The sequence below is a fragment of the Actinacidiphila yanglinensis genome (genome assembly GCF_900107965.1).
Classification (GTDB): Bacteria; Actinomycetota; Actinomycetes; order Streptomycetales; family Streptomycetaceae; genus Actinacidiphila; species Actinacidiphila yanglinensis.
On sequence record NZ_FNVU01000029.1, the window covers coordinates 90,457 to 114,190 of the forward strand.

Below are 23,734 nucleotides of genomic sequence, written 5' to 3' on the forward strand. Positions count from 1 at the left end.
TGTGGTCCGGGGTCAGTGGTAGTCGGGCAGCGCGTGGCGGAGTTCGTCCGGGTCGGCGTCCGCCCAGCGGCTCGGCTCGAACTCCACGACCTCCAGCTCGGCGATGCCTTCCGCGACCAGCGGGTCCTGCCGCGCCATGTCCTGCACGGCGCCGCTGTCGCAGCGGACACCGACGATCAGGCCGCCCCAGTACGAGACACCGCGCCCCGACACGAGGAACTCGCCGGTGGCGTAATGCGCGTCCAGGTACGCCTGGTGACGGTCGATGAGCCCGGGGACCGACGAGGGCGGGGCTGTGTAGCGCAGTTTGATCACGTACATCGGCGGCACCTTTCAGCCGTGACGGTGGTCGGATCGCGCCATCCGCGGCCGGCGGGGTGCCGGCTGTCGGCGGCCACTGCCCACAATGGCCCAACGAGACGCCGGGGGTGCGGAGTTGGTGAACCGGAGCGATCCGGCGTCGGTGGACGCGCAACCCGGGGTGCTGGAACTGGGCGCCCGGCTGGCCGGCCTCTGGCAGGAGCCCGGCGGCCGGGCCGCCGATCTGGCCCGGCTGCGCCACGTCGCCGTCGGCTCCGGTCCCGCCGCCGGTCCGCGTGGCTGCCGTCCGCTGCCGCCGTCGGCCGCCCTGGCCGGCCTGCTGCCCGGTGCCGAACGCGCGGCACAGGCGTTCGGCTACACCGTGACGCGCGCCGCCCTGCCCGGGCCCTGGGCCGCGGTGGCCGGATTCACCTGCCGGGAGCACGGCGCGATCATCGTGAACCTCGACCGGCCCGGCGCCGCGTCCTACCGGGGCGACGAACGGCTGCGGCTCGCCGAACTGACGCTGAACCTGCTGCACGAACTCGCCCACGTCATCGACCCGTCGGACCACCCCTTCGCGCGTCCCGGGCCGCCGCGCCCCGGTGAGCGGCGGGCGATGCTGCTGGCGGAGGCGGTGGCGTGCGTGGCCGCCGAGACGCTGGCGATCGAGTTGGCCGCGGACAGGGGCGGAGAGGGACCGGGGGGCAGCGACGGCGTCGGGGGCGGTCAGGAGCCGACCGGGGACGGAGAGTCCGCGGCCGCCAAGATCGGGGGTGCGCGACCGTCCACCCGGCAGGCGCTGGCCGGTGGCGGGCAAGTCCGTTACCTTGCTGCCCTGTTGAGCGGCGCGGACCCGCTGACGGCCGACGAGACCGCGCGGGTGCGGTCCCGGGCCGGGCAGGCCGTACGGCTGGTGCTGACGGCCCACCGGGCGGAACCGTGGAACCCGCCGAGCGGGGCCGTGACGACGGGTCATGTCCTGCGGATCGACGGGCATGAGGTCCCTCTGCGCTGCGGGCCGGCGGAACACGGCGGCGAACCTCCCCATCCGGTGGCGGCCGCGGGCGCGCACTGGAGCCGGCTGCGGGCCGCCGCGCTCGCCGCCGAGGCGGCCCGCGAAGCAGCCGCGCCGCCCACGGAACCGGCCATGGGACACGACAGGCCGAACGGCTCAGCGGGCGCCGGACAGGACACACGCAGCCGCTGACCGGGCGGCGACGTGCGGGCCGGCGCGAAGCCGGCCCGCACCTGGATCACTCGTCCTCTTCGGTGGGGATGACGATGACGTCCATAGTGGCACCTCCCTTCGCGAAGGCTCCGGCAGGCCGGAACGGGCGGGCGGGTCCTGGCCACCGGCCACCTGGGCGGGGCCGGCCACCAGGAGTCCAGGAGGGCCCTCATCAGGCCTCGGTGCGGAGGGCGTCCGGCACCGGCGAGGGGTACAGCGGCACCCGGCACGGCTTGGCGACGCGCACGTCGGCGTAGGTGTGTCGGCCCTGCTCGACGTCGGGCAGCTTGGTCAACCGGAACCGGTCGAAGTCGATGGCGGAATCCGTGCCGACCACGATTTCCGGCAGCCGGGTGGGATGCACGCCGATACGCACCTGCATCTTCTTCAGGTACTCGATCTGCTTGATGATGCAGTAGTTGCAGTCCAGGCAGGTCGGAATGTTTTCCGACCAGGCGAACCACGAGGACGTGGATTCCAGTTTCCGATGACCCGACGGCAGCGTGAGCAGATTGTAGTTGCTGACGAGTTCGTGGACATACACGTTGCTGCGCGTCAGCATACGGACGAAGTTGATGTCGCCGGTCGTGCCGCGCTCCAGCACCACGCTGTTGTTGGCGATTCCGAACTGGTAGCCGAGCGCCACCAGGACGTCCAGATTACGGGGCGCGCCGAGGCCGTGCACCCAGCAGTCCAGGCCGTGCAGCCACGCGCCGGCGCAACTCGTCTTGTGAAATGTCTTCACGCCGAGTTCGTCGCAGAATTCGATCAGCTGGCTCTCGATCGGCAGCTCGATCTTCTTCCGCTTCTTGGAATCGTGCAGCCCGCCCAGGACGAGCAGACCCGTGTGCTCGGCGGCAACCTCGCTCAGCCGGCGCAGCATCGCCGGATCGTCATTCCGGTTGCGGATGATCGGGCGGGTGAAGACCAGCGTGTTGGGGAAGATCCGCTTGATCGCCGCGATGAACCGCACCCGGTCGTCGAAGGAGATCCCGCCCTCGTCCAGGCCGGTCAGCGAGTAGAACACCACGACCTTGTCCACGTGCGCGACGCCGTGCAGCTTCTCCAGGACCGCGTCGTCGTAGCCGGCCTTGGTGAAGATGGCGATCGGCGCCCGGTGCGTGGCGAGTGACGTCAGTTTGGCGACGGTGTTGTCTATCTGTTCCGGAATGAACGGGTCCCCGTACGTGTCGTTGACGGAAACAGGGATTTTCCGCGTCCACTCGGGCGCCGCTTCTCCGGCGTCACTGTGCATGGGGTCGAACTGGAAGGCGTCCGCCGACCCGAAGGGCAGGTCCTCACCGGAAAGTACTGCCGATCCTAAAAGTTCCACATCAATCGGACTGCTCGGCTTCATAAGCCGAATCCCCCTTATGAGCCCACTGCCGCAGGCGCTCCAGCGCTCTGCAAAGTGGTGCAAGTGCGCGATTGGATTTCCTGAACCTAGGTGGGGTTTGCAGGAGGAATACAGACGGTGGAACCATCATGGCCTTAATCGTTCGGATTCTGTCTTGAATCGATCGATCTATGGTCAGTCCCAGCGGTCACCGGTACCGTGATCCCGGACTGGTCCGATTCGTGGACAATGGGGGGTGGCCGTTCGTGGCGCTGATCGGCGGAGTTGCGTCCCGCAAGGCAGGTGGCGCCGCGTGAGTTTTACGAGCGGGCCTCTCGACGCCTTCGCGAGCGAGGATGTTTATCGCGCCCAGCAGTCGGTGTACCGCACCGGGTCCGGTCCGGACGCCCGGGACGTGCTGAGCGCCGCCGTCGGCCGGCTGAGCCCCGGCGACCTGCTGGAGGCCGGCTGCGGCGAGGGCGCGCTCGCCCGGCACGCCATGGCGTGCGGCCACCGCGTGGTGGCGGTGGACGGTTCCGCGCGCATGGTCGAGCTGGCCCGGGCCGAGGGAGTGGACGCCCGGGTCTGCGTGTTGCCCGAGCTGCCGTTCCCCGCCGGTTCCTTCGACCATGCCGTGGCGGCGTGGGTCCTGCACTACCTGACGGATGATCAGGTACTGCAGGCGCTGAGGGAGTTCGCCCGGGTGGTGCGTCCCGGCGGCACGCTGGTGCTGGCCACCAACTCCGACCGGCACATGGCCGAGTTGTGGGCCCGCCTGCCCTCGGCGCGCTACCGGCTGACGTTCCCCGCCGAACGCGCCGCCGACCTGCTCGCGACGATCGGGGCCCGGGCCGAGGTCACCGAGGTCGAGGGCACCGTGGTCTTCCAGGACGACGCGCAGGCCCGGCGGTTCCTGCGCAACCAGGTCCGGCCGGCGAGCGCGGTGGACCGCATGGCCGCCATCGAGGGCAGCCTCACCGTCACCCGCCGGGCCGCGGTGATCGTCGCGGAAGTGCCCCGGTGACCGCCCGGGCGCGCCTGTGGTGGCTGGGCCCGTTGGTACCTGCCCTGGAACCCGCGTGGCACAAGGGGCTGCTCCTCCATCCTGTACGCGGCACTGGGGGCGCCACGGTCCTGCGCGACGGCGGCGGCCGGCAGACGGTGGTGCTCGCCGACCCGCTGCAGCCGCGCGAAGCCGTCCCGGAGCACGACGGGGAGGTGTGGGCGCTGGAGCGCGGCACCGCGGCGCCGGGCCCCGGACCGGGCCCGGGGATGCGCGGGGTCGTGCTGTGGGGGCGCCCGAACGAGCGGCTGTTGCCGCTGGCCGCCCGGCTGCGCGCGCAGGGGTTCGGCGCCGCGCTCCGCGCCGACCTGGTGCTCGGCCGCAGCCGGGAGGAGGCCGGGGAACGGGCCGACCGGTACAGCGAGGAGTACGCGCCCGACGAGGCGGCGGCCGGTGCGCTGCTGCGCGCGCTCGCCAGGCACCAGGCTGACGGGCCGCATCACGACGAGCCGGCCGGGAACGGGACGGGCCGCGTCGAGGCGCGTAGGAGCGGGCCGCATCAGGACGACGAGCCGCCTCTCGGGATTCCCCGGGGCAGCTACCTCGTCGACGAGGGCACCGCCTGGGTGGGCCCCGGCTCCCCGCGCATCACCGGCGGGCAGTGGTCGTTCACCTTCATCGGCACGCCGGAGCGCATCGGGGCCGCGCTGGCCCGGGTGCTGGACAGTGGTGTGGAGGCGTGCTGCCTCGGGGGTTCCGCGGCGGAGGCCGCCCTGCTGCCCGAGCTGATCGACCGGATCGAGGCCGGATGAGCAGCCTGGTGAGCGGACAGGTCAGTGCCTGGATCGGCGGCCGGACGAGCTACCGGATGCCCCGTCAGCCGCGGTTCCCGGACAGCCGCTGCCAGTCTGCCCCCGCCCGCCCGTCCGCGGGCGCGAGCGGATCGGCGATCAGCCGCCGGTGGCCGGGAACGGCGGCTCCCGGCGCGAACCGGTACACCAGCGCGCCCCCGTGCGGCAGCGCGTGGCCGGGCCCCTGCGGCAGTGCCAACGGGTGGGCCCGCCAGGAGTGTTCAAGGACCATCCGGGCGGCCAGGATAGCCTCGCCGTGGCTCACCGCGACCAGCGCGCCACTGCTCAGACCGGTCAGCGCAGCTGTCACCCAGGCGCCGACCCGGTCCCGTACCTCCCGGAGGCTCTCACCGCCCTGCGGCCGCCAACCCCACGGGTCCGCGCGCATCAACTCCCTGGCCCGGGCGTGCCGTTCCGCCGCCTCCTTGCCCTCGGCGCCCGCGAACCAGGTGCCCCAGTCCCGTTCCGCGAGGTCCGGGCACGGGGTGATCTCCCCGGGCAGGCCGAGCAGTTCGGCCGTCCGCAGGGTCCGCTCGGTGGGTGAGGCGCATACCGCGGCCACCTCGAACCCGGCCTCGGCGAGCCGACGTCCGCAGGCCCGCGCCTGCGCCCAGCCGTGTTCGGTCAGCGTGCCGGGCGTGCCGTCCACCGGCGCCGGAAGTGAGAGGGTGGTGTGCGCGCACGCGCCGTGCCTGACCAGGACCAGCTGCCGGGCACCGCGCACCACGCCCACCCCCATGGAGACCGCTGCAAGGAGAGTCCGCTGTGAGGCAGTCTGGCACGGCGCGCGCGCTGGTGGCCCAGCGGATCTACGACTTCGAGCCGGTCGCGGCGACCCTCGTCGGCGACGTGCTCTACTCCGACCAGGAGTACTGGCGCCACGCCGGGAAGCGACGCTGCTTCTGGCTGCTGGAGGAGGACGTCCAGCTCGTCTACGAGCCGTTCGGGTGGCAGGGCGAGTGGTACGTCGACCTGGTGTCCTTCGAGCAGGCGGAACGGGACGGGCTGCCGCTGTTCACGGTGCGGGACCGGTACGTGGACGTGGTGGTCGAGGGCATGGGCCCCACCTACCGGCTGATCGACCTCGACGAGGCGGCGGCGGCGCTGCTGTCGGGCGAGCTGAGCGCCCCCGCGCTGGCACGCACCCTGGTCAAGGCCCAGGAGTTCACCGACCGCTACCTGCACCGCGGCGCGGTCTTCCCGCCGCCCGCGCTGCACGGCCTGTTCGATCCCGGCCACGCGTACCCGCACTGGGCGAGCCGGCCGGTGCGGCTCAGGGCCTGAGCCACGCCCGCGGGGAGGGCGGTGCCGCATGAGCATCGTGCCTCCCGGCGCCGCGCCCTTCCTGCGGCCCCTGTACGGGGCGGACGACGAGGCACCGCCGGACCCGGCGGTGGTGCTGGACGGGGCGGCGCTCGACGCGCTGAAGGAGACCAAGGCCGCCTACACGGCGCTGCACGCCTGGGCGGCCCGGTCCTTGCCGCTCGACGCGGCGGCGCGGGCCGAACTGGACCGGCTGCGCACCCGCGAGGCCGTCCTGGACCGGGAACTCGCCGCCGCCTCCGGCCACCTCACCGCGGCGGGGATCGAGCACGTCCTGTTGCGTGGCCACGCCCTGGGCACCCGCTACCCGCCGGGCCGGGTACGGCAGTACAACGACGTGGACCTGCTCCTGCGCGACGGATCCGCGCTGCCCGCGGCCCTCACCGCGCTGCGTCCCCTGGGCTACTTCGTGGCCCGGCCGGTGGTGTGCCGGCGCGACCGGGCAGGGCTGTGGGCCGGGGCGGCGCTCAACCGCCGGGTGGAGGGGCTCGGCCACCCCATGTACCTCGACATCACCACGCTCGGCCCCGGCCTGGACCGGGCCGCCGCGCTGCCGCTGCCGGCCGGCGCCTGGGCCGGGGTGCGGGACCTGACGGTGCTCGGGACCGCGGTGCCGGTCCTCGGCAGCACGTGGCAGGCCGTGGTGTTCGCCGTCGAACTGGTGGAGCGCGCCGGCGCGTTCATCGTCCGCGACCTGCTGGACCTGCTGGCGCTCGACCGCGGCGGGACCGACTGGGACGCCGTCGCCGCCGCGCTCGGCCGGGCCCCCGCTGCGGCGGCCGCCGCCACGGCCCTCGCGGAACTGCACGTCCTCGCCCGCGCGACCGGGGTCCCGGTCGGGGAGTTGCCCGTACCGCTCCGCGCCGCCCGCGCCCGGCCGCCGTTCCCCCTGCGGGGCCGCCGCGGGGCCGTACGGACCCTGGATCGCCTGGTCGCCCGGGCGCGCGCGCACCACCCCGCACGCACCCGGCGGGCCGTCGCACATTTCCCCGTCCGGGCGTGGTTCGCGCTCGGCCTGCCGGTGTTCGTGCTGCCGCCGGCCGCCGGCCGCAAGCCACCGGGCGGCGCCGTGCTGCGCGCCGTCGGCCTGCCCGGCCACCGCGCCCTGGTCTACCCGCTGGTGCCGCCCGGATACTCCCGGGCCGCCTTCGTCCCACCGGCTGAGGAGCAGACATGACCACCATCCGGTACGGCGACTGGGCCCGGCTGTGGCTGGCCGAGCTCGAAGGCCGCAACGGCCGCCCGCTGCCCGATCCCGCCCTCGTCAGCGCCCGCCTGGAGCGCGCGTTCGCCCGCACCGAGCCCGTGCACGCCCGCGCCGACGACGGCTCCGCCGCCTTCGCGGGCCGCTCCGAGCACCGGCACCCGCTCACCGGCCGGCCGCAGACGGTGCTCGGCCATCTCGCCGCGGACGGTCCGCAGGCATTGCGCGCCCTGCTCGGCCTGCTGCCGGAGGGCGGCTCCGCCGCGCTGGAGACGGCCGGCTCACCCGGCGCGGAGGTCTCCGAGGTGTTGCGCGAGGCGTCCTTCGCGCCCCACGTGCTGACCCTCCGCCATCTCACCGACCCCGACCTGCCCGCCGCCGAAGGGCCGTTGGACATCCATCCGGTGCGCCCGGCAGAGCACGACTTCGTCTACGACTGTTTGGTGACGGCGCTGGGCCGCGGGCTGCAGGACGCCCCCGCGGCCACCGACCTGCGGGAGTGGGCGCGTGCCAAGTTCCGGCTGGCCGATCCCGCCTGCTGCCTGGTCGGCACCCTCGACGGGCGGCCGGTCTGCCACGGCCTCGGCGTCCCGCGGCCGGACCGCTACTCCGACATCGAGGTGCTGTACGTGGTGGACGTCTTCGTGATCCCCGAGGAGCACTCCCGGGGCTTCTCCCGCACGGTCTCCGGCGAGTTGCTGCGCGTGGCGGCCGGGCGCGGCCACCGGGTCCTGGAGAGCGACCTGGTCGTCGGGCCGCACACCGACCGGCTGCTGGACGGCCTGCGCGGCGCCGGGTGGGTCGCGGACCGGCTGCGCTGGCAGCGGGTCGCGGAGGTGGGGACCCGATGACCGCCACCCCGCAGGCCGCTCCGGCCGCGTCCCGGCCCGGGCCGAGCTGCTGCCTGCTCGCGCAGACGGTGGAACCGCTGGTCGTGCACGTGCCCGAGGGGGCGGCCCCCGCGCCCGGCACACCCTGGCTGATCATGGTCCACGCGCCCGGCGAGAACCGGACCGGCAACAACTACTGGCAGGTGCAGGCGGCCCGCCACCTCGCCGCGGCCGGCGTCACCGTGGTCCGTTTCGACCTGGCCGGATACGGCGAGAGCCTGGCGGCCAAGGACGTGGGTGTCTGGGAGCGGCAGATCGCGGAGGCGGCCGCGACCGCGCACTCGCACGGTGCCTCCGCCGTGCACGTGGCCGCGCGCGGGCTGCACGCCGCGCTCCTGCCGGGCCCGGTACCGGGGTTGAGGATCGCCGTCCTCCCTCCGGAGCCGGAGGAACTCGCCTGGTGGCGGCTGCACGAGGAGCCGTCCGGGGACGGGGAACGTGCGGGGGGCCGTCAACCGTCCGCTGACTGGGAGGCGTCGCCCGACGCGCCGGCCGACGAGGTGGACTTCTGGGCCGCCTGCGGTGTCGAGACCCACCTCCTGGGCGGCCTGACCGTGCCCGTCCGCGTGATCGGCGAACTCGTGGAGCGGCTGCGCGCGCCCGACGCCGCCCGCGGCTGGGACCTCACCTTGTGCACCGAGGGCGGCCGGGCCGGCGACCCCTGCCGGATGGTCGCCGGCCGGCACGGGCTGGCCCGGCTCGCGGCGGACCGGCACGGGCTGCAAGCCGTGCTGCGGAGCGCGTTGGCGATCGGGACCCCGTCGGGGGCCGGGACGGAAGGAGCACGGTGATGGCACGCGGAGGGCTGATCGCGGTCAGCGGGATCGACGGCAGTGGCAAGTCCACGCTCGTGTCCGGGCTGGTCCGGCGGCTGGCCGGGCGGGGGCGGACCGTCCGTTCAGTGGCCGCGCTGAAACCCCGTGACCGTTCGCCCGTCGACTGGGCGTCGCGCATCCCGCAGCCGGGCGACGCGCAGGCCCGGGAGCGGTGGATCGCCGGGTATTTCACGCTCGTCCTGGCGTCGAACGCCGCGGAGGTGGTGGCCCCCGCCCTGGACCGCGGCGAGTGGGTGGTCGCCGACCGATGGGCCCTGGACCACGTCGCCAACCAGCGGTCGTTCGGCCTCGGGCTGGAGGAGTGGATGACGTGGCTCAAGGCGCTGCCGCAGCCGGACGTGCACCTGCTGGTGGACGTCCCCCCAAAGACGGCCGCCCGGCGGATCGCCGCCCGCGGCAAGGACCCGGGCGTCGGCCACGGCCGCGACTTCCTCAGCCGGTGCCGCGGCCACATGCGGCAACTCGCGGAAGAGGGCGCCTTCGGGCCGGTCACCGTCCTGGACGGGAGCGTGAACGAGGCGGCGCTGCTTGACCTCGCCGACGCGGCCGTACCGTCCGGGGAGGCGCGGTGACCGGGCGGCACGTCGTCACCCTCGACGGGCCGAACGGCGTGGGGAAGACCGCCGTGGCCCGCGAACTCGCCCGGACGCTCGGGTGTGCCTGGCTGTCGATCGGCATGGTCTACCGGGCGCTGGCCGCCTCCGCCGCCTGCCCCGACTCCCCGCTCGAACTGCGCTGGCAGAAGGCGCCCGACGGCGCCCTCGACCCGGTCGTGGAGGTGGCGGGCACGGCGTTCCGCGAAACGGACCTGACCGCCGAGCCCTTGGGCTCCGCCGCGTCCCGGATCGGGGCGGACCCCGCCTGGCAGCACAAGGTGAACCGGGTGCTGCGCGCCGCGGCCGCGGACCGCCCCGTGGTGGCGGAGGGCCGCGCGGGGCAGGAGATCTTCCCCGACCCGCTGCTGTCGGTGTTCTTGTGGGCCGACGCCGGGGAGCGTGCAGCGCGCGCGGCGGCGGTCAGCGGCGTGCCCCACGACCCACGGCGCGAGCGCCGGGACCGCACGCGCGTCGCCGAGCCGCTGCGGGTCAGGTCCGGCTGCCTGGTGTGGAACTCCACCCGGTTCACCATGGACACCACGGTCGCCGCGCTCGCCCGGCGGGTGCGGACGGCCCGAGGCGAGCGGGACTTCACCGTCGCCGTGACAGGACTGCGGGGTGAGCACCGCACGGCCACCGTGCGCTGTGTGCCGGCGGACCGCCCGGCCGACGCCCTCCTGACTGTTCCGCCCGGTGGCAGGGAGGAGCAGCGGCTCGCGCTGGCCGAGGCGCACGCGCCGCTCCTCCGCCACGGCAGTGACATCGTCTCCGTGGGCCGGGTGCCCGGCAGCCGCGAGGACGCCCTGCTCGACGCGGTGGGCTGGCCCGCGAACCGCCGGCTCACCGCACGCTGGCTGCTCGACCACGGGCACTTCGCCGTGCCCGCCGAAGTGCTCGCCCTGGCCGGCCCCGACTGGGTCACCACCACCACGGCCCTCGGCAGGGCCGGTTCCGACGCGCCCGCCGCGCTCGAGGCCCTGCAGGGCGCGTGGTGGCTGCCCGTTCCGGCTGCCGCCGCGCACCCGCCCGGCACGGGCGGGGCGTCCGCCGCAGCGGAACGGGCGGAGCGGGACCTTGAGACGGCGCTGCGGCAGCGGCAATCGGCAGACGCCCCGGCGCCGCCCTTCGACCTGGACGGCTGTCGTGACTCCCGGGCTGCCCTGTGGCTCACCGCGGCGGCTCCCGACGCCCTGACGCAGTTCGTGCTACCGCAGTGGGAAGGCGGCCGATGAACGGCGAACGCACCGTCGTCCGCGAACAGCTGTGGGTCGGTCCCCCGGGGCGGCGCTGCCTCGTCGTCACCGACCGCCCCGCCGCCGGGGACGTCCTCGGCACGGTCTGCCTCGCGCACGGCCTGACCGGTGACCGGGCCGGGCCGCAGGACCTGCTCGCGCGGCTGTCGGCCCGATTGTGCGCGCGGCTGGGCGTGCGCGTCGTCCGGTTCGACATGACGGGTTCCGGCGACTCCGAGTGCGACTTCGCCGCCACCCGGTTCAGCGGTATGGCCGGGGACTTCGTCCGGGTGGCCAGGGCGACGTGCCCTGCGGGCGAGCCACTGGTGTGCGCGGGGATCAGCATCGGCGGCGTGCCCGCGGTGATGGCCGCCCACGAACTCGGCCTGCTCGACGACGGACCGAGACCGGCCGGGGTGCTGCTGCTGTCGAGCGACCTGATCCAGGGCGTGCGCTTCGCGACCGACGGCGTGACGGCGATCCGCGGCGGGGAGTTCCACCTGCCCGCCGCGTTCTTCCGGGAGCGGGAGACCATCCGTCCCCGCGACCTGCTGCTGGCCACCGGGCTGCCCTTCCTGCTGTGCTACGGCACCCAGGACGCCAAACTCGCCCGCGAGGCAACCTGGTTCACCGGGCACGGCGGGACCGTCCGCGCGGTGGACAGCGACCACCTCTTCGAGAGTTCCGCCGCCCGGCGCGTACTGGCCGACGCCTGCGCCCGCTTCCTCGTCTCCACCTTCTCCTCGTTCCTGTCGACCAGCGATGTCCGGGAGGATGCGCAATGACCGTCACCTTGTGCCTGATCGTCCGTAACGAGACCGCCTACCTGCGCGGGTGCGTGGAGTCCGCGCGGGACTTCGTCGACCAGGTCGTCATCGTGGACACCGGCTCCACCGACGGCACCGTGGACATGGGCTGGCAACTCGCCGACGCCTTCTGCGAAGTGCCCTTCGACGGGGACTTCTCCGCCGCCCGCAACGAGGCGCTGGTACGCGCCGACGGCGACTGGATCCTCTTCCTCGACGCCGACGAACGGATGATCGGCGGCGAGGCCGAGAAGCTGCTGGGACATCTGAAGGAGATCGGGCCCGACGTGCTCGGGCTGCGCCTGCTGCGCTACAACTTCTTCGCCACCGGCGGCTTCTACACCGGCCGGGAGCTGAAGGTCTTCCGCAACCTGCCCGAGATCGAGTACCGGCGCAAGATCAACGAGTCGGTGGCCGCGAGCATCGCGGACGCGGGCGGCCGTGTGGAGCCGGCGCCGGTGGTGATGAACCACTTCGGGCACTGCCGCCCGGTCGAGGAGCGGGACGAGAAGGCGTACCGCTACCTGTCCCTGATGGACCGCCAGTTGCGCGACAACCCCAAGGACGCGGTGCTGGTCGGCTACAAGGGCCTGATCATGCGGACGCTGGGCCGCTTCGAAGAGGCCGAGGACTACTCCGGCCGATCGGTCGGCCTCGACCCGTCCTCCGCCACCGTCTGGCTCTTCCGCGGCCACGTGCTGCGCTCGCTGGGCAAGGACGGGGAGGCGCTGGAGGCATACCTCAAGGGGCTGGCCGTGGCGCCCGGGAACGCCGCGCTGCACAACATGGCGGGGGTGCAACTCGCCGCACTGGGCCAACTCCCCGACGCCGCCGAGTCCTTCCGCACCGCGCGCCGCCACGACCCCCAGCTCCTGCACACGGACATCAACCTCGGGCTGCTCGCCCAGGCCGGCGGCGACTGGGCCGGCGCGGCCGAACTCATGCGGAAGGCGGGCGCGGCCAACCCCGGCTTTTATCACGACGAGTGGGCGGGCCGCGCGGAGCGTGACCCGTTCCGCGCCTTCTACTACGAGACGGTGCTCGGCTACGCGGGCCTCGGCTACCACCTCGGCTACTGCGAGCAGCGCGCGAGCGGCACCGTCCCGCCGTCCGGCCGCTGACCGGGCGTCAGGTGTGGCGCGGGACCGTACCGAGTGGACCCGGCCCCGCGCGGGCGGACCGGCCACCGGCAGACAACGACAGATCAGACAACGACAGACGACGGAACGGGAAGGCGGGGACAGATGACGGCCGACAGCGCCGCCGAATTCGACAAGATCGCCCGGGAGTACGACGAGTCGCGCGGCGGCAGCGCGCGGGCGGAGGGCTTCGCGGCGCAGCTGGCACCGCTCCTGGACGCCCGGCGCGCGCTGCTGGACGTGGGCGTCGGCACCGGCATCGTGGCCGCGGAACTCGCCCGGTGCGGCATCCCCACCCTCGGCGTCGACCTGGCGCCCGCGATGCTCTCGCTGGCCCGGCACCGGCTCGGCGCCCGCGTCGCGGTCGCGGACGCTGCCCGGCTGCCCGTGCGTTCGGCCTCCGTGGCCCAGGCGGTCTCCACGTGGCTGCTGCACGTCGTGCCGGACCGGACGGCCGTCTTCGCGGAAGTGGCGCGGGTACTGGAACCCGGCGGCCGCTACTACGTGATACCCGCGCGCGGCCAGCGACCCACGGACGACATCGGCGCCGTGGTCAACGAGTTGGAAGACCTCCTCGATCCGGCCCGGACCCGCCAGGACGGCCCGGAAGTGCTGGCACCGGCCGCCGAGTCCTGCGGACTGAGATTCCTCGGCCCGTTCGGGCAACGCGCCAAGGTCTTCGAGGAGTCCCCGCAGGACATGGCCGAGGCACTGTCCACCGGCCTGTTCTCCGGCGCCTGGACCGGCGGCGCCCAGGCCGCGGAAGCGACGGAGCGGGCCTGCGCGAAACTGCGCGCCCTACCCGAACCGGCCCGGCCGCGCGCCCGGGAGGTGATCGACGCGGTCCTCGTCTTCGAACGCCCACCGGGACGCTGAACCCCCACCCCCCGCCCTCCCGGGTACCCCCGCCCCGAGCCCGCCCGAACGGCGCCCCCGGGCTGCGCCGTTCCGAAACACCCACCGGTCCACGTGCCCGCCCCTCCGCCCAACCGCCCTACGCCCCAACCCCGCTCGCCCCACCGCCCCGGCGGACCCACTGAGGAGGCCCCATGTCCCCAGCACTCTCCTACTCCTGGTTCCTGCCGCTGGGCCCCGACGTGCACCACATCGGCACCTGGCCGGCCGAGTGCAGCACGCCGTCGCTGGACCGCCTGGTGGACATCGCGCGCGCCGCCGAGGACGCGGGCTGCCAGGAGATGCTGGTGCCCACCAGCTTCCACAACGACCTGGAGACCTTCACCACCGCCGCCGCCGTGCTCGGCCGCACCACCCGGATCGGGATGCTGCTCGCCGTACGTCCCAACCAACTCCACCCCGTGCAGGCCGCCGCGGCCGTCTGCGGCCTGGAATCCCTCTTCCCGGGCCGGGTCCGGCTCAACGTGACCACCGGCGGCTGGGCCGAGGACCGCTGGCTCGGAGACTTCGAGAGCAAGGAGGTGCGCACCGACCGGCTCGAGGAATGGCTGGAAGTGCTGCACCAGGTCCTCTACGACGACACGCCCGTGCGCCACGAGGGACCCTTCTACACCGTGGAGGGGGCCGCCCTGCAACGGCGCCCGCGGCGCCGCATCCCGCTGGCCATGTCCGGCTCCTCACCCCGGGCCCGGGCACTCCTCGGCCGGTTCGGCGACGAGTACCTGATGTTCGCCGGCCCGCTGCCGAAAGTGGCCGCGGAGGTGGCGGCGCTACGGGCCACCCCCGGCATCGACCGAAAGGTCCGGGTCACCCTGCGCGCCCACCTCGTCGTACGCGAGGACGAGCAGGAGGCATGGGCGGCGGCACGGGAGATCGTCTCCCGGGTACAGCCCGCCGTCCGGGCCACGATCCGCGCCCAGCGCCCGGACACGCGCTCGCAGCGGGCCGGGCAGAACGACCTCGCCGCGCGCGACGACCTCCTCGTCGGCCCGAACCTGTGGGCCGGCATCGGCACCGGCCGGTTCGGCGCGGCCGTCGCACTGGTCGGCACCCCGGCGGACGTCACCGACCGGCTGCTGGAGTTCCGCGCCGCCGGCGTCGACGCGTTCATCCTCTCCGGCTACCCGAAACTGGAGGAGGCCCGGGTCCTGCGCCGCCTGCTGGTACCCGAACTGGCCAGCCGCGGCCTGGCCCCGGAGTCAGTGACCGCCAACCGCACGGCGTAGCACCTCGACCGTCCCCGGGTGCGCCAGCGGCGCGTCGGCGTCCCGCACCCCCTCGGACACCGGGAGCCGCGTGACACCGGCCCGCGCGTCCACCACAAACCCCAGATCGTCGCGGCCGTGGGTGTGCAGCACCTGGACGGGGATGCCGAGCGCGGGCCGCCGAGCGCCGAGGTTGCCCGTCAGCAGCGCGATCCAGGTCGCATACCGGCCCACCAGGCTGTCGGCGACCAGGCCGGGATCCTCGTCCTCCTCCAGGACGTCGCCCAGCCGCTCGGCCACGGCGGCCCGCAGGAACACCGTCGCCGCCGCGAACAGCCTCCCCGGCTCCCCCGCCCCGAAGAGCCCGGTCGGCACCTCCGTCGCGGCGCCCAGCCCCGCCAGCAGGTCGGCGACCGTCCCGGACAGATCCTCTCCGGTGACGGCGAGAGGGTCGACGAGCACCACCGCCCCCGGCGGGACACCCTCTGCGGCCAGCGCAGCCGCCAGGTGGACGGCGAACGGCGCGCCGTTGCAGTTCGCGACGACGGCGCGGTACGGGCCGCCGCCGGCATGCCCATGTGCGACGGCCCGGGCATGCGCGGCGACGTCCACGGGTCCGTCGCCGGCCACCCCGACCAGCGGATCGACCCGGATCACCGGCGTGCCGGAACCGCTCGGGAACGCCGCTTCGAAGGACATCTCGGAGGCCAGGCCGGTGAACTCGACCACCAGCACGGCGTCATCGCTGGTCGGCACCCACGCCTCCCTCGGCGTCGACGGCGGGATCGAGCCCGTACGGCGGGGCCGGTGTGCTGCCGGGGGCCTGCGCCTGCGGCTCCTGCGGCCCGGGCGGCTGCTCCCCGTCCTTCGGCCCGTCGGCCCGGCCCGCCTGGCCGGCCTGAGTCGGCTCCTGCGCCCCGTCCGGCTCCTCCGGCCTCGTGGCGATCGCCCAGCCCACGGCCGGGGCGGCGCCCACCGCGAGGGCGGCGAACATCAGGCACATCAGCAGCCAGCCGGCGATCTTGACGCTCTCCATCAGCGCGGTCAGCACCACCGGCCCGATCACGGACTGCACCGTGTACCCGATCGAGAACACCGCGCCGTACTCGCCCTGGCTGTGCCGCGGCGACAGGCCGTACTGGAGCCCCCACTGCGCTGAGGAGGTCAGCAGCTCGCCGACCGTCAGCAGCACCGTCGCCACGACCAGCAGGACCAGCGCCAGGGACATGGAACCGCCCAGCGCGGAGACACCGATGACGGCGCAGGACAAGGCCAGGGCGACGCTGCCCTGGCGCAGTTTGCGGCCGGCCCCGAGCGGGGTGTCCGCGCCCTCGCTGGCACGCACCTGGAAGACGATGACCAGGATCGTGTTCAGCCCGATCAGCCAGGCCGCCATCGCACGGGGCGCGTCGGTCTCCGCCACGATCCACAGCGGAAGAGCCAGCGTGAGAATGGTGTCGCACACCGCGGTGAGCCCGCACAGGAACGAGACCACCACGAACGGCCGGTCCCGCAGCGCGCTGTTGCCCCGCAGCGAGCTCTTCTTGCCGCCAGGGGACTTCCCCGGCCCCACCCGCAGGTGCGGCAGCAGCAGCATCAGCGCACTGTTGGCCACCGACACCGCCGCGAAGCCGTAGAAGAGCAGCAGGTAGGCGTCCTTGGTGTCGCGGGCGATGGCCAGGCCCGACAGCGCCACACCAGCCGTCATCCCGATGTTGATGACACTGCGGTTGTACGCGAACAGCCGGACGCGGGTCTCGGAGTCGAGCAGTTGCCCGATGTACGCCATCTTGCCGACGGCACCCGCGCGTTCGGCGATGCCCAACAGGACGACGACGGCCGCGTACCCGCCGAAGGACGTCACTTTCGTCGCGACAAGGAGCAGCGGCGCCTGGAGGAAACCGGTGAGGACGGCCATCTCCCGGGCACCGATCCGGTCGGTGAGCCGGCCCGCGACCGGCGCGGCGAGCATCCACACCACGGCGGCCAGCGTGACACCGAGCCCCACCCGGAACACCGACAGCCCGACGATACGGTGGAAATAGATGGGAGTCCCGGAGGAGTAGAACCCGAAACCCGTGCCGTAGAGCGCGGTGGACAGCGCCAGGACACGCGGCGGCCCCGGATCGGGTAACAACCGCGAGACCAGCCCCTTGGGCTTCTGCTCGGGCGTGGCCCCACCACCCTCAGCCATGCAATCCCTCCCCCCCGGAAACCGGCCACGGACGACCGGTCGACGATCCGCACAGGCTAACGACAAACGTCCTGAGCACCCACCACGTACCAGAAACCTTGGCCGAATCCACTCCCCCACGCGACGCAACTCCCCCCCACCGCCGGGGCGATCAGCCGACGCGGCAGCGGAACGCGAGCGCCATGCTCTACCCGTCGAAGACCACCAGGCCCGCGGTGACTACCCGAATCAATCGGCCGCGCTGAAGGCAGTCGCGCCGAAGCTGGGCATCGGTTCGGCTGAGACGTTGCGGAACTGGGTGAAGCAGGCCGAGCGGACACCGGACCGGGTGGACCGCAACTCGTCGCCACCGCGCCGAATCGCTGCTGGGTCGCGGACCTCACACATGTGTCGACCTGGGCCGGCGTCGTCCACGTCCCCTTCGTCGTGGACACCTTCTCCCGCCGCGACGTCGAAACGGACCCAGCTCGTCCTCGACTCCTTGGAGATGGCACTGTGGCAGCGCGGCCGCGACGAACAGCCCCACGTTCGGGGTGAGCTGTTAGAACTCCTAACGAAATGGGTCTTGGGGAACACTAGGCTCGGTGGCCATGAGTCAGAGCGGTTCTCAAGCGGCGGCATTCTTCCGAGACGTCCGTGAAAACAGAGTGGTCTGGCTTGTCCGGGATGACGACGGAAGCCCGACTCACCTCTCCGCGGACGGCACGCGAAGTTTTCCCTTCTGGTCGACCTCGCCCCGGGCTCAGAGGGCGGCGAAGATCTGGGGGCGCGGGCTCCGCGTCGACTCCATGCCCTTGGACACCTGGTGCGACCTTGTACTGCCCGATGCCGCCAGGGATGGACTCGTGATCGGCATCAACTGGAGTGGGCCGCGTCTGGTCGGCTGGAGCTTCACCCCCAGGGAAGTCCTTAACCGGCTAGCGGCAGATAGCTAGCCCACGGCATCGGTCACCAGAGCGCGCAGTCGCCGCCAGCAGATGAGTACGCATCCGAGGGTGAGGAAGGCTTCGTGGATGTCGTCGCGGATCTCCCAGCGGATCCGCAGCCGGCGAAACCAGTGCAGGTGGGCGAACGCGCGCTCCACGACCCAGCGTTGGGTACCCAGCCCGGAGCCGTGCTCGATGCCGCGCCGGGCGATCACCGGCTTCACGCCAAGGTCCCAGACCAGGCGGCGGTACTTGTCGTGATCGTAGCCGCGGTCACCCAGCACCACGTCCGGGCGGCGCCGGGGCCGGCCACGCTTGCCCCGCACGGACGGCACAGCCTGGAGGAGAGGGATCAGCTGGGTGACATCGTTGCGGTTGCCGCCGGTCAGGGTGGCGGCGAGCGGGATGCCTGTGGCATCGGTGATCAGGTGGTGCTTGCTGCCCGTCCTGCCCCGGTCGACAGGGCTTCGTCCCGTCTTGGTCCCCCTTTAACGCGCGGATATGGGAGCCGTCGACGGCCGCCCGGGAGAAGTCCAGGGCGTTCGCGCTGCGGAGCCTGACGAGGAGGGCCTCGTGCAGTTACGGCCACACCTCAGCCTCGGTCCACTCGGCCAGCCGGCGCCAGCAGGTCATGCCGGAGTCGAAGCCGAGTTCCTGCGGCAGGTGCTCCCAGGCGATCCCGGTGTGCAGGACGAACAGGATGCCCTGGAACACGAGCCGGTCCGGATGCCGCTTGCGCCCGGGATGCCGGGTCCGGCGCTCAACCTTGGGCAACAGCAGCTCGATCACCGCCCACAACTCGTCATCGACTTCCCACGGCTTCGGCCGAGCCACCTCGCACCCCCGGATCGTCAGTCCCGGAGCGATCCAATCACCTCGAAGATCATTTCGTTAGGAGTTCTTACACCGCAGCGATGCGGGCAGCCAATACACCGGCTTCAAGCCGGCCGAGCACCTGGACGCTGCCGGCGTCACCGCATCGATCGGGTCCGTCGGCGACGCGTACGACAAAGCCCTCATGGAGAGCACGATCGGCCTGTACAAAACCGAGTTGATCAAGCCACAAAGACCCCGGAAGACCCTCTCCCAGGTCGAGCCGGCCACCGCCGAGTGGATCGACTGGTACTGCCACCCGACGACTCCACGGTGAAATAGGCCACGTGCCACCCGTCGAGTACGAGACGTCGCGCTCGGAGGCGGGCTCCTCCACGCCGGTGCGGGCCGGGAGGCGGTGCAGCATCTGGACGGAGTGCATGGCTCGGCGGGCGCCGCGTCGGCCGGCATGGCCGGACCACACAGGCGTCGATTACCGTGGTGCGAATTCGGTGCCCCCACCCACGCATGGTGTTTGTCTCGACAACTTACATCGTTGCGGGCGGCGGGTACTGATCTGTATCCGGGCGATGATCAGTCACCGTTTTGGGCGACGCCGTGGAAGACCGAGGCCAGGGGGCGGGGGGAGGAGAGACCGTGTCCGAAGAGATGTCGTTTGGGATTGTTTTGCGTGGTTTTCGACAGGAGCGTCTTCTGACGATTGAGGGGCTGGCTGAGGCGTCGGGGGTGAGCGTTCGGGCGATCAGCGATATGGAGCGTCTGCGGAGCCGGGTTCCGCGGCGGCGTACTGTGGCGGCGCTCGCAGAGGGATTGGAGCTGGCGGACAGGGATCGCGAGGCGCTGCTTGCTGCGGCGCGGTCGGCAGGTCCGGGCCAGTCGGTAGTCGCCGCGTGGACGGCGCTACCGAGATCGGTGGGGGACATCTCGGGACGCGAGGAGGAGATGTCCCGGCTGAGAGACGCTGCGGGGCGGGCGGTCGCCGGTGCGGGGGCGTCGGTGTACGTCGTGTCGGGGCCTCCGGGGTGCGGGAAGACCACGCTGGCGCTGAAGGCGGCGGCGGATCTGGCCGAGACGTTTCCCGACGGCTGCTTCGTGGTGGATCTGCACGGTGTGGAGAGCCCGATGGATTCGGGCGAGGCCCTATTGAGACTCTTGAAGTCCCTCGGGGTGACCGAGTATCGGCTGGCGCAGTTGGATGCGTCAGGTCGAGCAGGGTTGCTGCGGTCCCTGCTGAGCAGCCGCAGGTGTCTGGTGGTGTTGGACAACGCCCGTGACGAGGGGCAGGTGCGGCCACTGCTGCCTGCCGGCGGGCGGAGTCTCGTGCTGGTGACAAGCCGGCGGCCGCTGTCGGGCCTGGAAGACGTGGACCGACTGGCATTGTCGGGGCTGGCGCAGGCCGAGGCGGTGGACTTGCTGCGCCGGATCCTGGGGGCGCAGCGGGCAGACGCCGAAGCCGGGGCCGTGGCTGAGGTGGCGGAACTGTGCGGGCGGCTTCCGTTGGCTTTGCGCGTAGCAGGGAATTGGCTCACGGTGCGTTCCGGCTGGAGCGTCGACCATCTGGTGCAACGGCTGGCCGACGAAGAACGCAGGCTAGGGGCGCTGACCGCAGGGGATGTGCAGGTGGAGGCGGCGTTCGAACTGTCCTACCGGCAGCTGACCGGGCAGGCGGCCCGGATGCTGCGGCTGCTGAGCGTGGTCCCGAGCCCGGACATGACTGCCGCCTACGGCGCTGCCCTGAGCGGCACAGGGGTGTTCGAGGCCGAGGACGTGATGGCGGAACTGGTGGAGGCGGGCCTGCTCCAGGCCACCTTCACGGGCCGCTACCAACTGCACGACCTGTTGAGATTGTTTGCCCGCGCCCGGCTGCAGGAGGAAGGGGTTGCGGAGCGGGAAGCGGCCGATGAGCGGCTGCGCGAGTGGTTGTTGGACACTGCCATGGCGGCTGGTCGCTGCTTCAAGGACGGGCCACCGTCAACCTGGCAGGGCCTGGTCCCCTTGGCGAGTGCTGAGCAGGCCCGGAGCTGGCTGGTGAGTGAAACCGCCGCCTGGTTCGCCGCCTTGCACGGCGCGGCCGCGCGCGGCGAGCACGTCCGCGTCGCGGAGACCGCCGAAGCCCTGGACGTTCTCTGTGGCGTCTGGGACGGCTGGGGACGCTGGAGCGAGGTCTACCGCCTGTCCAGCGAGGCTGCCGCTGCGCTCGGGGACCTCCGCAGGGAGGCCTTCCATCTCAACAACTATGCCTGGACGCTGGGATACGAGGGCAGGTACCGGGAGGCCATCGACCGCGCCGACCAGGCGCTGGAGTGTGCCCGTCGAGCCGGGGACACCGCGCAGCAGGCCTGGGCCCTGATCATGGCGACGTCGCCGCACAAACAACTCGGCGAGTTCCAGGCATTTTTGGACAAGTCCCGTATGGCCATGGACCTGGCAGAAGACGCTGGTGACCACAAAAACTGGCTGGTCTCCATGCAGAGCTATCGAGCTGCCCTGCGCGATTCGGGCCGCGTCGAGGAGAGCATGGCCCTGCACGAGCCTCTCATGGCCTTGCTGGAAGCCCCCGACTCCCCGATGAGCCAGGATATGACCGATCACGTCCGCGCCAGGGCGATCTGCGGGCTCGGCCGCGACTACGCCGCCCTGGGACGATGGCGCGAGGCTGCCGAGCACTTTCGCAGCGGCCTGCTTCACGTGCAGCGCGTCGGAATTCCTTATGCCGAGAGCAGCATGCTCTTGGACCTTGCGGAGGTTCTGATCAAACTCGAAGAGACGGAGGAGGCCCGCTCCTGCCTACTCCGAATCCTTTCCTTCGGCGAGACGGCCAAGAGCCACGACGTGGCGATCGCGCAAACGATCCTGGAATCCCTGCCCGCCGAGTAGCGGCGCCGCCGGCCGATCGAGTCCTGATCTTGTTCTTTATCCAGCAAAGATCTTCCGGGCCTGCCGATGGCCTTGAGGGTCTCGGGGCGTTTGACGGTCTTGCCGACGTCGTAGCAACACCCGGTGACCGGCCGAGAGGTTGAGCGGTGCGCGGCGCCGAGCCGGCGGCACGGGGATGAGCTCGCCTTGACCCGCACCAGCAGCCGACAACCACGCCCGGTACGAGCCTGCGGTGTGGTTGCTCGGTAGGTCACGTGAGTGGTCGCCGGCTCCCGCCGTACGGGGCGGCTCACGTGTCCGTGGTGTCCGGGCTCCTCCTGGCCCGGTTACGGTGGGCGGCCTGCTTGGCGCGGTTGCCGCAGATGGCCATGCTGCACCACCTGCGGACGCGTCCTCGGGTGTGATCGGCGAACAGCAGCGTGCAGGCGGGTCCTTCGCATGCTTTGACGTCCGAGAAGTCCTCCTGGCTGACGGATCTCGCCAGCGCTTCGGCGAGGGGCAGCAGCAGTGATTCGGGCGACCGCCAGCGTCGCGTCGCCCGCAGTGCGACAGCCGGTGCGTTGCCGTTTTCCTCGGCAGTGAGCTGGAGATATCCCTCGTCGCGTGCGAGCAGCCGGTTCAAGGGCGCCAGTTCCGCCAGGGCTTCCGCGTCCAAGGGCCTGCCCTTGTGCGCGCCGACGAACGTACGGAACTCCTCGCGCAGGCTGCGGGCCTGAGCGGCGATCGCGTCGAGCTCTCCGGGCATGGCCTGCCCCCGCAGTGAGGCGAGGGTGCCGTGCGAGACCAGTGCGGCCTGCTCGAGCCAGGCGAGCAGGCCCTCGCCGTCCTCGATCCAGTCGATCCGGGTGTCAGCAGGCGTGGCGATCGAGTTGAGAAAGTCCAGGCCGGGTGTGTCGGCGAGGAACAGAGCCGGTGCGCGTTGGACCATCCTGGCTCCCCTTTCGTGGGTTCCTTTGATCCCATACGACCGTAACCGCCTTGGCTCTTGTTGACAAGTTACTCCGCGCTTCATAACCTTGAAACAAGGATCAGGGCGGTTACCGAGAGAGGCCCGCCACCCCTCCACCGGGCGGGGAGTCCGAAAGGAGCAGGCAATGTCGCAGAACGACGTCACCGCGGTGCTGGCACACGGCGCCTGGGCGGACGGGTCGAGTTGGAACAAGGTGATCGCGGGGCTGAGAACAAGAGGGGTGAAGGCGGTCGCGGCGCCGCTGCCGCTCACCTCGCTGGCCGACGACATCGCGGCGCTCGAGCGGACGCTGGAACTGGTCGACGGCCCCGTCGTGCTGGTCGGCCACGCCTACGCCGGCGCGGTCATCGGCTCCACGGCCGACGAGAAGGTCGCGTCGCTGGTGTACGTCGCCGCACTCGCACCCGACGAGGGCGAGACCGTGGCAGACGTCTTCTACCGGGCGCAGCCGCATCCCCGGGCGCCTGAACTCGGCCCCGACCGGCACGAGCTGATCCGGCTGCCCGGGGAGGCCTTCGCCGGGGCGTTCGCCCAGAACGCCTCCCCGCAGGAACAGGCCCAACTGGCCGCCACCCAGCGGCCGCTCGCCGCCGCCGCCATCCGAGTCCCGGTGGGGCGTCCCGCCTGGAAGGACCGGCCGAGCTGGTATCTCGTCGCCGAGGAGGACCGCATGATCCCCGCCGAGACCCAGCGCTTCATGGCCGGGCGGATGAACGCGCGGATCCGCACCCTGCCGGTCGACCACCTGCCCATGCTCACAGCGCCGGAAGCAGTGACCGACATCGTGTGGGAAGCCGTACAGGAGGCCGGAGCGGCAATGGCCAGCAGTAACCGCTAAACATCTACTTGGCTAGTTACATCCAAATGATCTCAAGAGATTCCGGTGGCCACCCGGCTGCCGCCGAACAGGAAGAAGAGGGTGAACGTCATGGTCGACATCGCGTACCGCACCGCGGACGTGGACGGTCTCAAGGTGTTCTACCGGGAGGCCGGGGCGCCGGATGCCCCCGTGCTGCTCCTGCTGCACGGATTCCCGTCCTCCAGCCACATGTTCCGCGACCTGATC

At 72.2% G+C, this 23,734-nt stretch carries 24 protein-coding genes and 1 pseudogene; 18 read left to right on the forward strand and 7 right to left on the reverse strand.

The features are described from left to right. Nucleotides 1-12: 12 nt before the first annotated feature. Entirely contained in the window at nt 13-321 is a 309-nt protein-coding gene (locus C4U44_RS38265) for a YciI family protein (protein WP_103890735.1), read from the reverse strand. Nucleotides 322-406: 85 nt separating this feature from the next. Between C4U44_RS38265 and C4U44_RS38270 the strand changes: the two genes are divergently transcribed. Next, complete coding sequence (locus C4U44_RS38270; RefSeq protein ID WP_146088449.1) at nt 407-1,510, forward strand: hypothetical protein; 1,104 nt, start codon at nt 407-409, stop codon at nt 1,508-1,510. A gap of 193 nt (nt 1,511-1,703) precedes the next feature. Here the strand turns inward: C4U44_RS38270 and C4U44_RS38275 are convergent, their stop codons facing one another. Then, the gene (locus tag C4U44_RS38275) at nt 1,704-2,888 is read right to left on the reverse strand and encodes a hypothetical protein (protein WP_146088450.1); all 1,185 of its coding nucleotides are present in this window, start codon (nt 2,886-2,888) and stop codon (nt 1,704-1,706) included. A gap of 292 nt (nt 2,889-3,180) precedes the next feature. On the opposite strand from C4U44_RS38275, the gene C4U44_RS43085 reads away from it, so the two are divergent. Further along, complete coding sequence (locus C4U44_RS43085) at nt 3,181-3,891, forward strand: class I SAM-dependent methyltransferase (protein ID WP_146088451.1); 711 nt, start codon at nt 3,181-3,183, stop codon at nt 3,889-3,891. Beyond that, the gene (locus C4U44_RS38285) at nt 3,888-4,682 is read left to right on the forward strand and encodes a hypothetical protein (protein WP_103890739.1); all 795 of its coding nucleotides are present in this window, start codon (nt 3,888-3,890) and stop codon (nt 4,680-4,682) included. The genes C4U44_RS43085 and C4U44_RS38285 overlap by 4 nt, the downstream gene beginning before the upstream one ends. 64 nt (nt 4,683-4,746) lie before the next feature. Here C4U44_RS38285 and C4U44_RS38290 read toward each other — a convergent pair whose 3' ends face one another. Next, complete coding sequence (locus C4U44_RS38290) at nt 4,747-5,460, reverse strand: histidine phosphatase family protein (RefSeq protein WP_103890740.1); 714 nt, start codon at nt 5,458-5,460, stop codon at nt 4,747-4,749. A gap of 26 nt (nt 5,461-5,486) precedes the next feature. On the opposite strand from C4U44_RS38290, the gene C4U44_RS38295 reads away from it, so the two are divergent. From C4U44_RS38295 to C4U44_RS38340, 10 genes are all read left to right on the forward strand, one after another. Then, on the forward strand, nt 5,487-6,005 hold the full coding sequence (locus C4U44_RS38295) for a DUF402 domain-containing protein (protein WP_103890741.1): 519 nt from the start codon (nt 5,487-5,489) through the stop codon (nt 6,003-6,005). Between the two features lie 28 nt (nt 6,006-6,033). Continuing rightward, nucleotides 6,034-7,221: a nucleotidyltransferase family protein gene (locus C4U44_RS38300; protein ID WP_103890742.1), complete on the forward strand. Its 1,188-nt coding sequence runs from the start codon at nt 6,034-6,036 to the stop codon at nt 7,219-7,221. Then, nucleotides 7,218-8,099: a hypothetical protein gene (locus tag C4U44_RS38305; protein WP_103890743.1), complete on the forward strand. Its 882-nt coding sequence runs from the start codon at nt 7,218-7,220 to the stop codon at nt 8,097-8,099. Before C4U44_RS38300 ends, C4U44_RS38305 begins: the two co-directional genes overlap by 4 nt. Further along, nucleotides 8,096-8,929 (forward strand): alpha/beta hydrolase family protein, encoded by an 834-nt coding sequence (locus tag C4U44_RS38310; RefSeq protein WP_103890744.1) that lies wholly within the window; start codon nt 8,096-8,098, stop codon nt 8,927-8,929. The genes C4U44_RS38305 and C4U44_RS38310 overlap by 4 nt, the downstream gene beginning before the upstream one ends. Next, entirely contained in the window at nt 8,929-9,546 is a 618-nt protein-coding gene (locus C4U44_RS38315) for a dTMP kinase (protein ID WP_103890745.1), read from the forward strand. Before C4U44_RS38310 ends, C4U44_RS38315 begins: the two co-directional genes overlap by 1 nt. Continuing rightward, on the forward strand, nt 9,543-10,802 hold the full coding sequence (locus C4U44_RS38320; RefSeq protein ID WP_103890746.1) for a (d)CMP kinase: 1,260 nt from the start codon (nt 9,543-9,545) through the stop codon (nt 10,800-10,802). The genes C4U44_RS38315 and C4U44_RS38320 overlap by 4 nt, the downstream gene beginning before the upstream one ends. Continuing rightward, the gene (locus C4U44_RS38325) at nt 10,799-11,587 is read left to right on the forward strand and encodes an alpha/beta hydrolase (RefSeq protein WP_103890747.1); all 789 of its coding nucleotides are present in this window, start codon (nt 10,799-10,801) and stop codon (nt 11,585-11,587) included. Before C4U44_RS38320 ends, C4U44_RS38325 begins: the two co-directional genes overlap by 4 nt. Further along, nucleotides 11,584-12,729 carry a glycosyltransferase gene (locus tag C4U44_RS38330; RefSeq protein WP_103890748.1) on the forward strand — a complete coding sequence of 382 codons (1,146 nt, stop codon included), beginning with the start codon at nt 11,584-11,586 and terminating at the stop codon, nt 12,727-12,729. Before C4U44_RS38325 ends, C4U44_RS38330 begins: the two co-directional genes overlap by 4 nt. A 123-nt stretch (nt 12,730-12,852) precedes the next feature. Continuing rightward, the gene (locus tag C4U44_RS38335) at nt 12,853-13,623 is read left to right on the forward strand and encodes a class I SAM-dependent methyltransferase (RefSeq protein ID WP_103890749.1); all 771 of its coding nucleotides are present in this window, start codon (nt 12,853-12,855) and stop codon (nt 13,621-13,623) included. A gap of 173 nt (nt 13,624-13,796) precedes the next feature. Beyond that, nucleotides 13,797-14,888: an LLM class flavin-dependent oxidoreductase gene (locus tag C4U44_RS38340; protein ID WP_103890750.1), complete on the forward strand. Its 1,092-nt coding sequence runs from the start codon at nt 13,797-13,799 to the stop codon at nt 14,886-14,888. Here the strand turns inward: C4U44_RS38340 and C4U44_RS38345 are convergent. Then, a complete protein-coding gene (locus C4U44_RS38345; RefSeq protein WP_103890751.1) occupies nt 14,862-15,623 on the reverse strand; it encodes a hypothetical protein in 762 nt (253 codons plus the stop codon). The genes C4U44_RS38340 and C4U44_RS38345 overlap by 27 nt on opposite strands. Then, nucleotides 15,607-17,061: an MFS transporter gene (locus C4U44_RS38350; protein WP_103890752.1), complete on the reverse strand. Its 1,455-nt coding sequence runs from the start codon at nt 17,059-17,061 to the stop codon at nt 15,607-15,609. Before C4U44_RS38350 ends, C4U44_RS38345 begins: the two co-directional genes overlap by 17 nt. A 590-nt stretch (nt 17,062-17,651) precedes the next feature. On the opposite strand from C4U44_RS38350, the gene C4U44_RS38355 reads away from it, so the two are divergent. Beyond that, complete coding sequence (locus C4U44_RS38355; protein ID WP_103890753.1) at nt 17,652-17,996, forward strand: DUF2750 domain-containing protein; 345 nt, start codon at nt 17,652-17,654, stop codon at nt 17,994-17,996. Here the strand turns inward: C4U44_RS38355 and C4U44_RS38360 are convergent. After that, nucleotides 17,993-18,821: pseudogene (locus C4U44_RS38360) on the reverse strand (IS5 family transposase). The gene C4U44_RS38355 and the pseudogene C4U44_RS38360 sit on opposite strands and share 4 nt — an antisense overlap. A 121-nt stretch (nt 18,822-18,942) precedes the next feature. On the opposite strand from C4U44_RS38360, the gene C4U44_RS38365 reads away from it, so the two are divergent. Both C4U44_RS38365 and C4U44_RS38370 read left to right on the forward strand, forming a co-directional pair. Beyond that, nucleotides 18,943-19,137, forward strand: coding sequence for an integrase core domain-containing protein (locus tag C4U44_RS38365; RefSeq protein ID WP_103890754.1), 195 nt, complete (start codon nt 18,943-18,945; stop codon nt 19,135-19,137). Nucleotides 19,138-19,457: 320 nt separating this feature from the next. Continuing rightward, complete coding sequence (locus tag C4U44_RS38370; RefSeq protein ID WP_103890755.1) at nt 19,458-21,698, forward strand: helix-turn-helix domain-containing protein; 2,241 nt, start codon at nt 19,458-19,460, stop codon at nt 21,696-21,698. Between the two features lie 289 nt (nt 21,699-21,987). Here C4U44_RS38370 and C4U44_RS43095 read toward each other — a convergent pair whose 3' ends face one another. Further along, nucleotides 21,988-22,626 (reverse strand): CGNR zinc finger domain-containing protein, encoded by a 639-nt coding sequence (locus tag C4U44_RS43095; RefSeq protein WP_103890756.1) that lies wholly within the window; start codon nt 22,624-22,626, stop codon nt 21,988-21,990. A 166-nt stretch (nt 22,627-22,792) separates the two neighbouring features. Between C4U44_RS43095 and C4U44_RS38380 the strand changes: the two genes are divergently transcribed. Both C4U44_RS38380 and C4U44_RS38385 read left to right on the forward strand, forming a co-directional pair. Then, complete coding sequence (locus C4U44_RS38380; protein ID WP_103890757.1) at nt 22,793-23,506, forward strand: alpha/beta fold hydrolase; 714 nt, start codon at nt 22,793-22,795, stop codon at nt 23,504-23,506. Between the two features lie 90 nt (nt 23,507-23,596). Further along, on the forward strand, nt 23,597-23,734 hold a 138-nt coding region (locus tag C4U44_RS38385), incomplete at its 3' end, for an alpha/beta fold hydrolase (protein WP_407642949.1).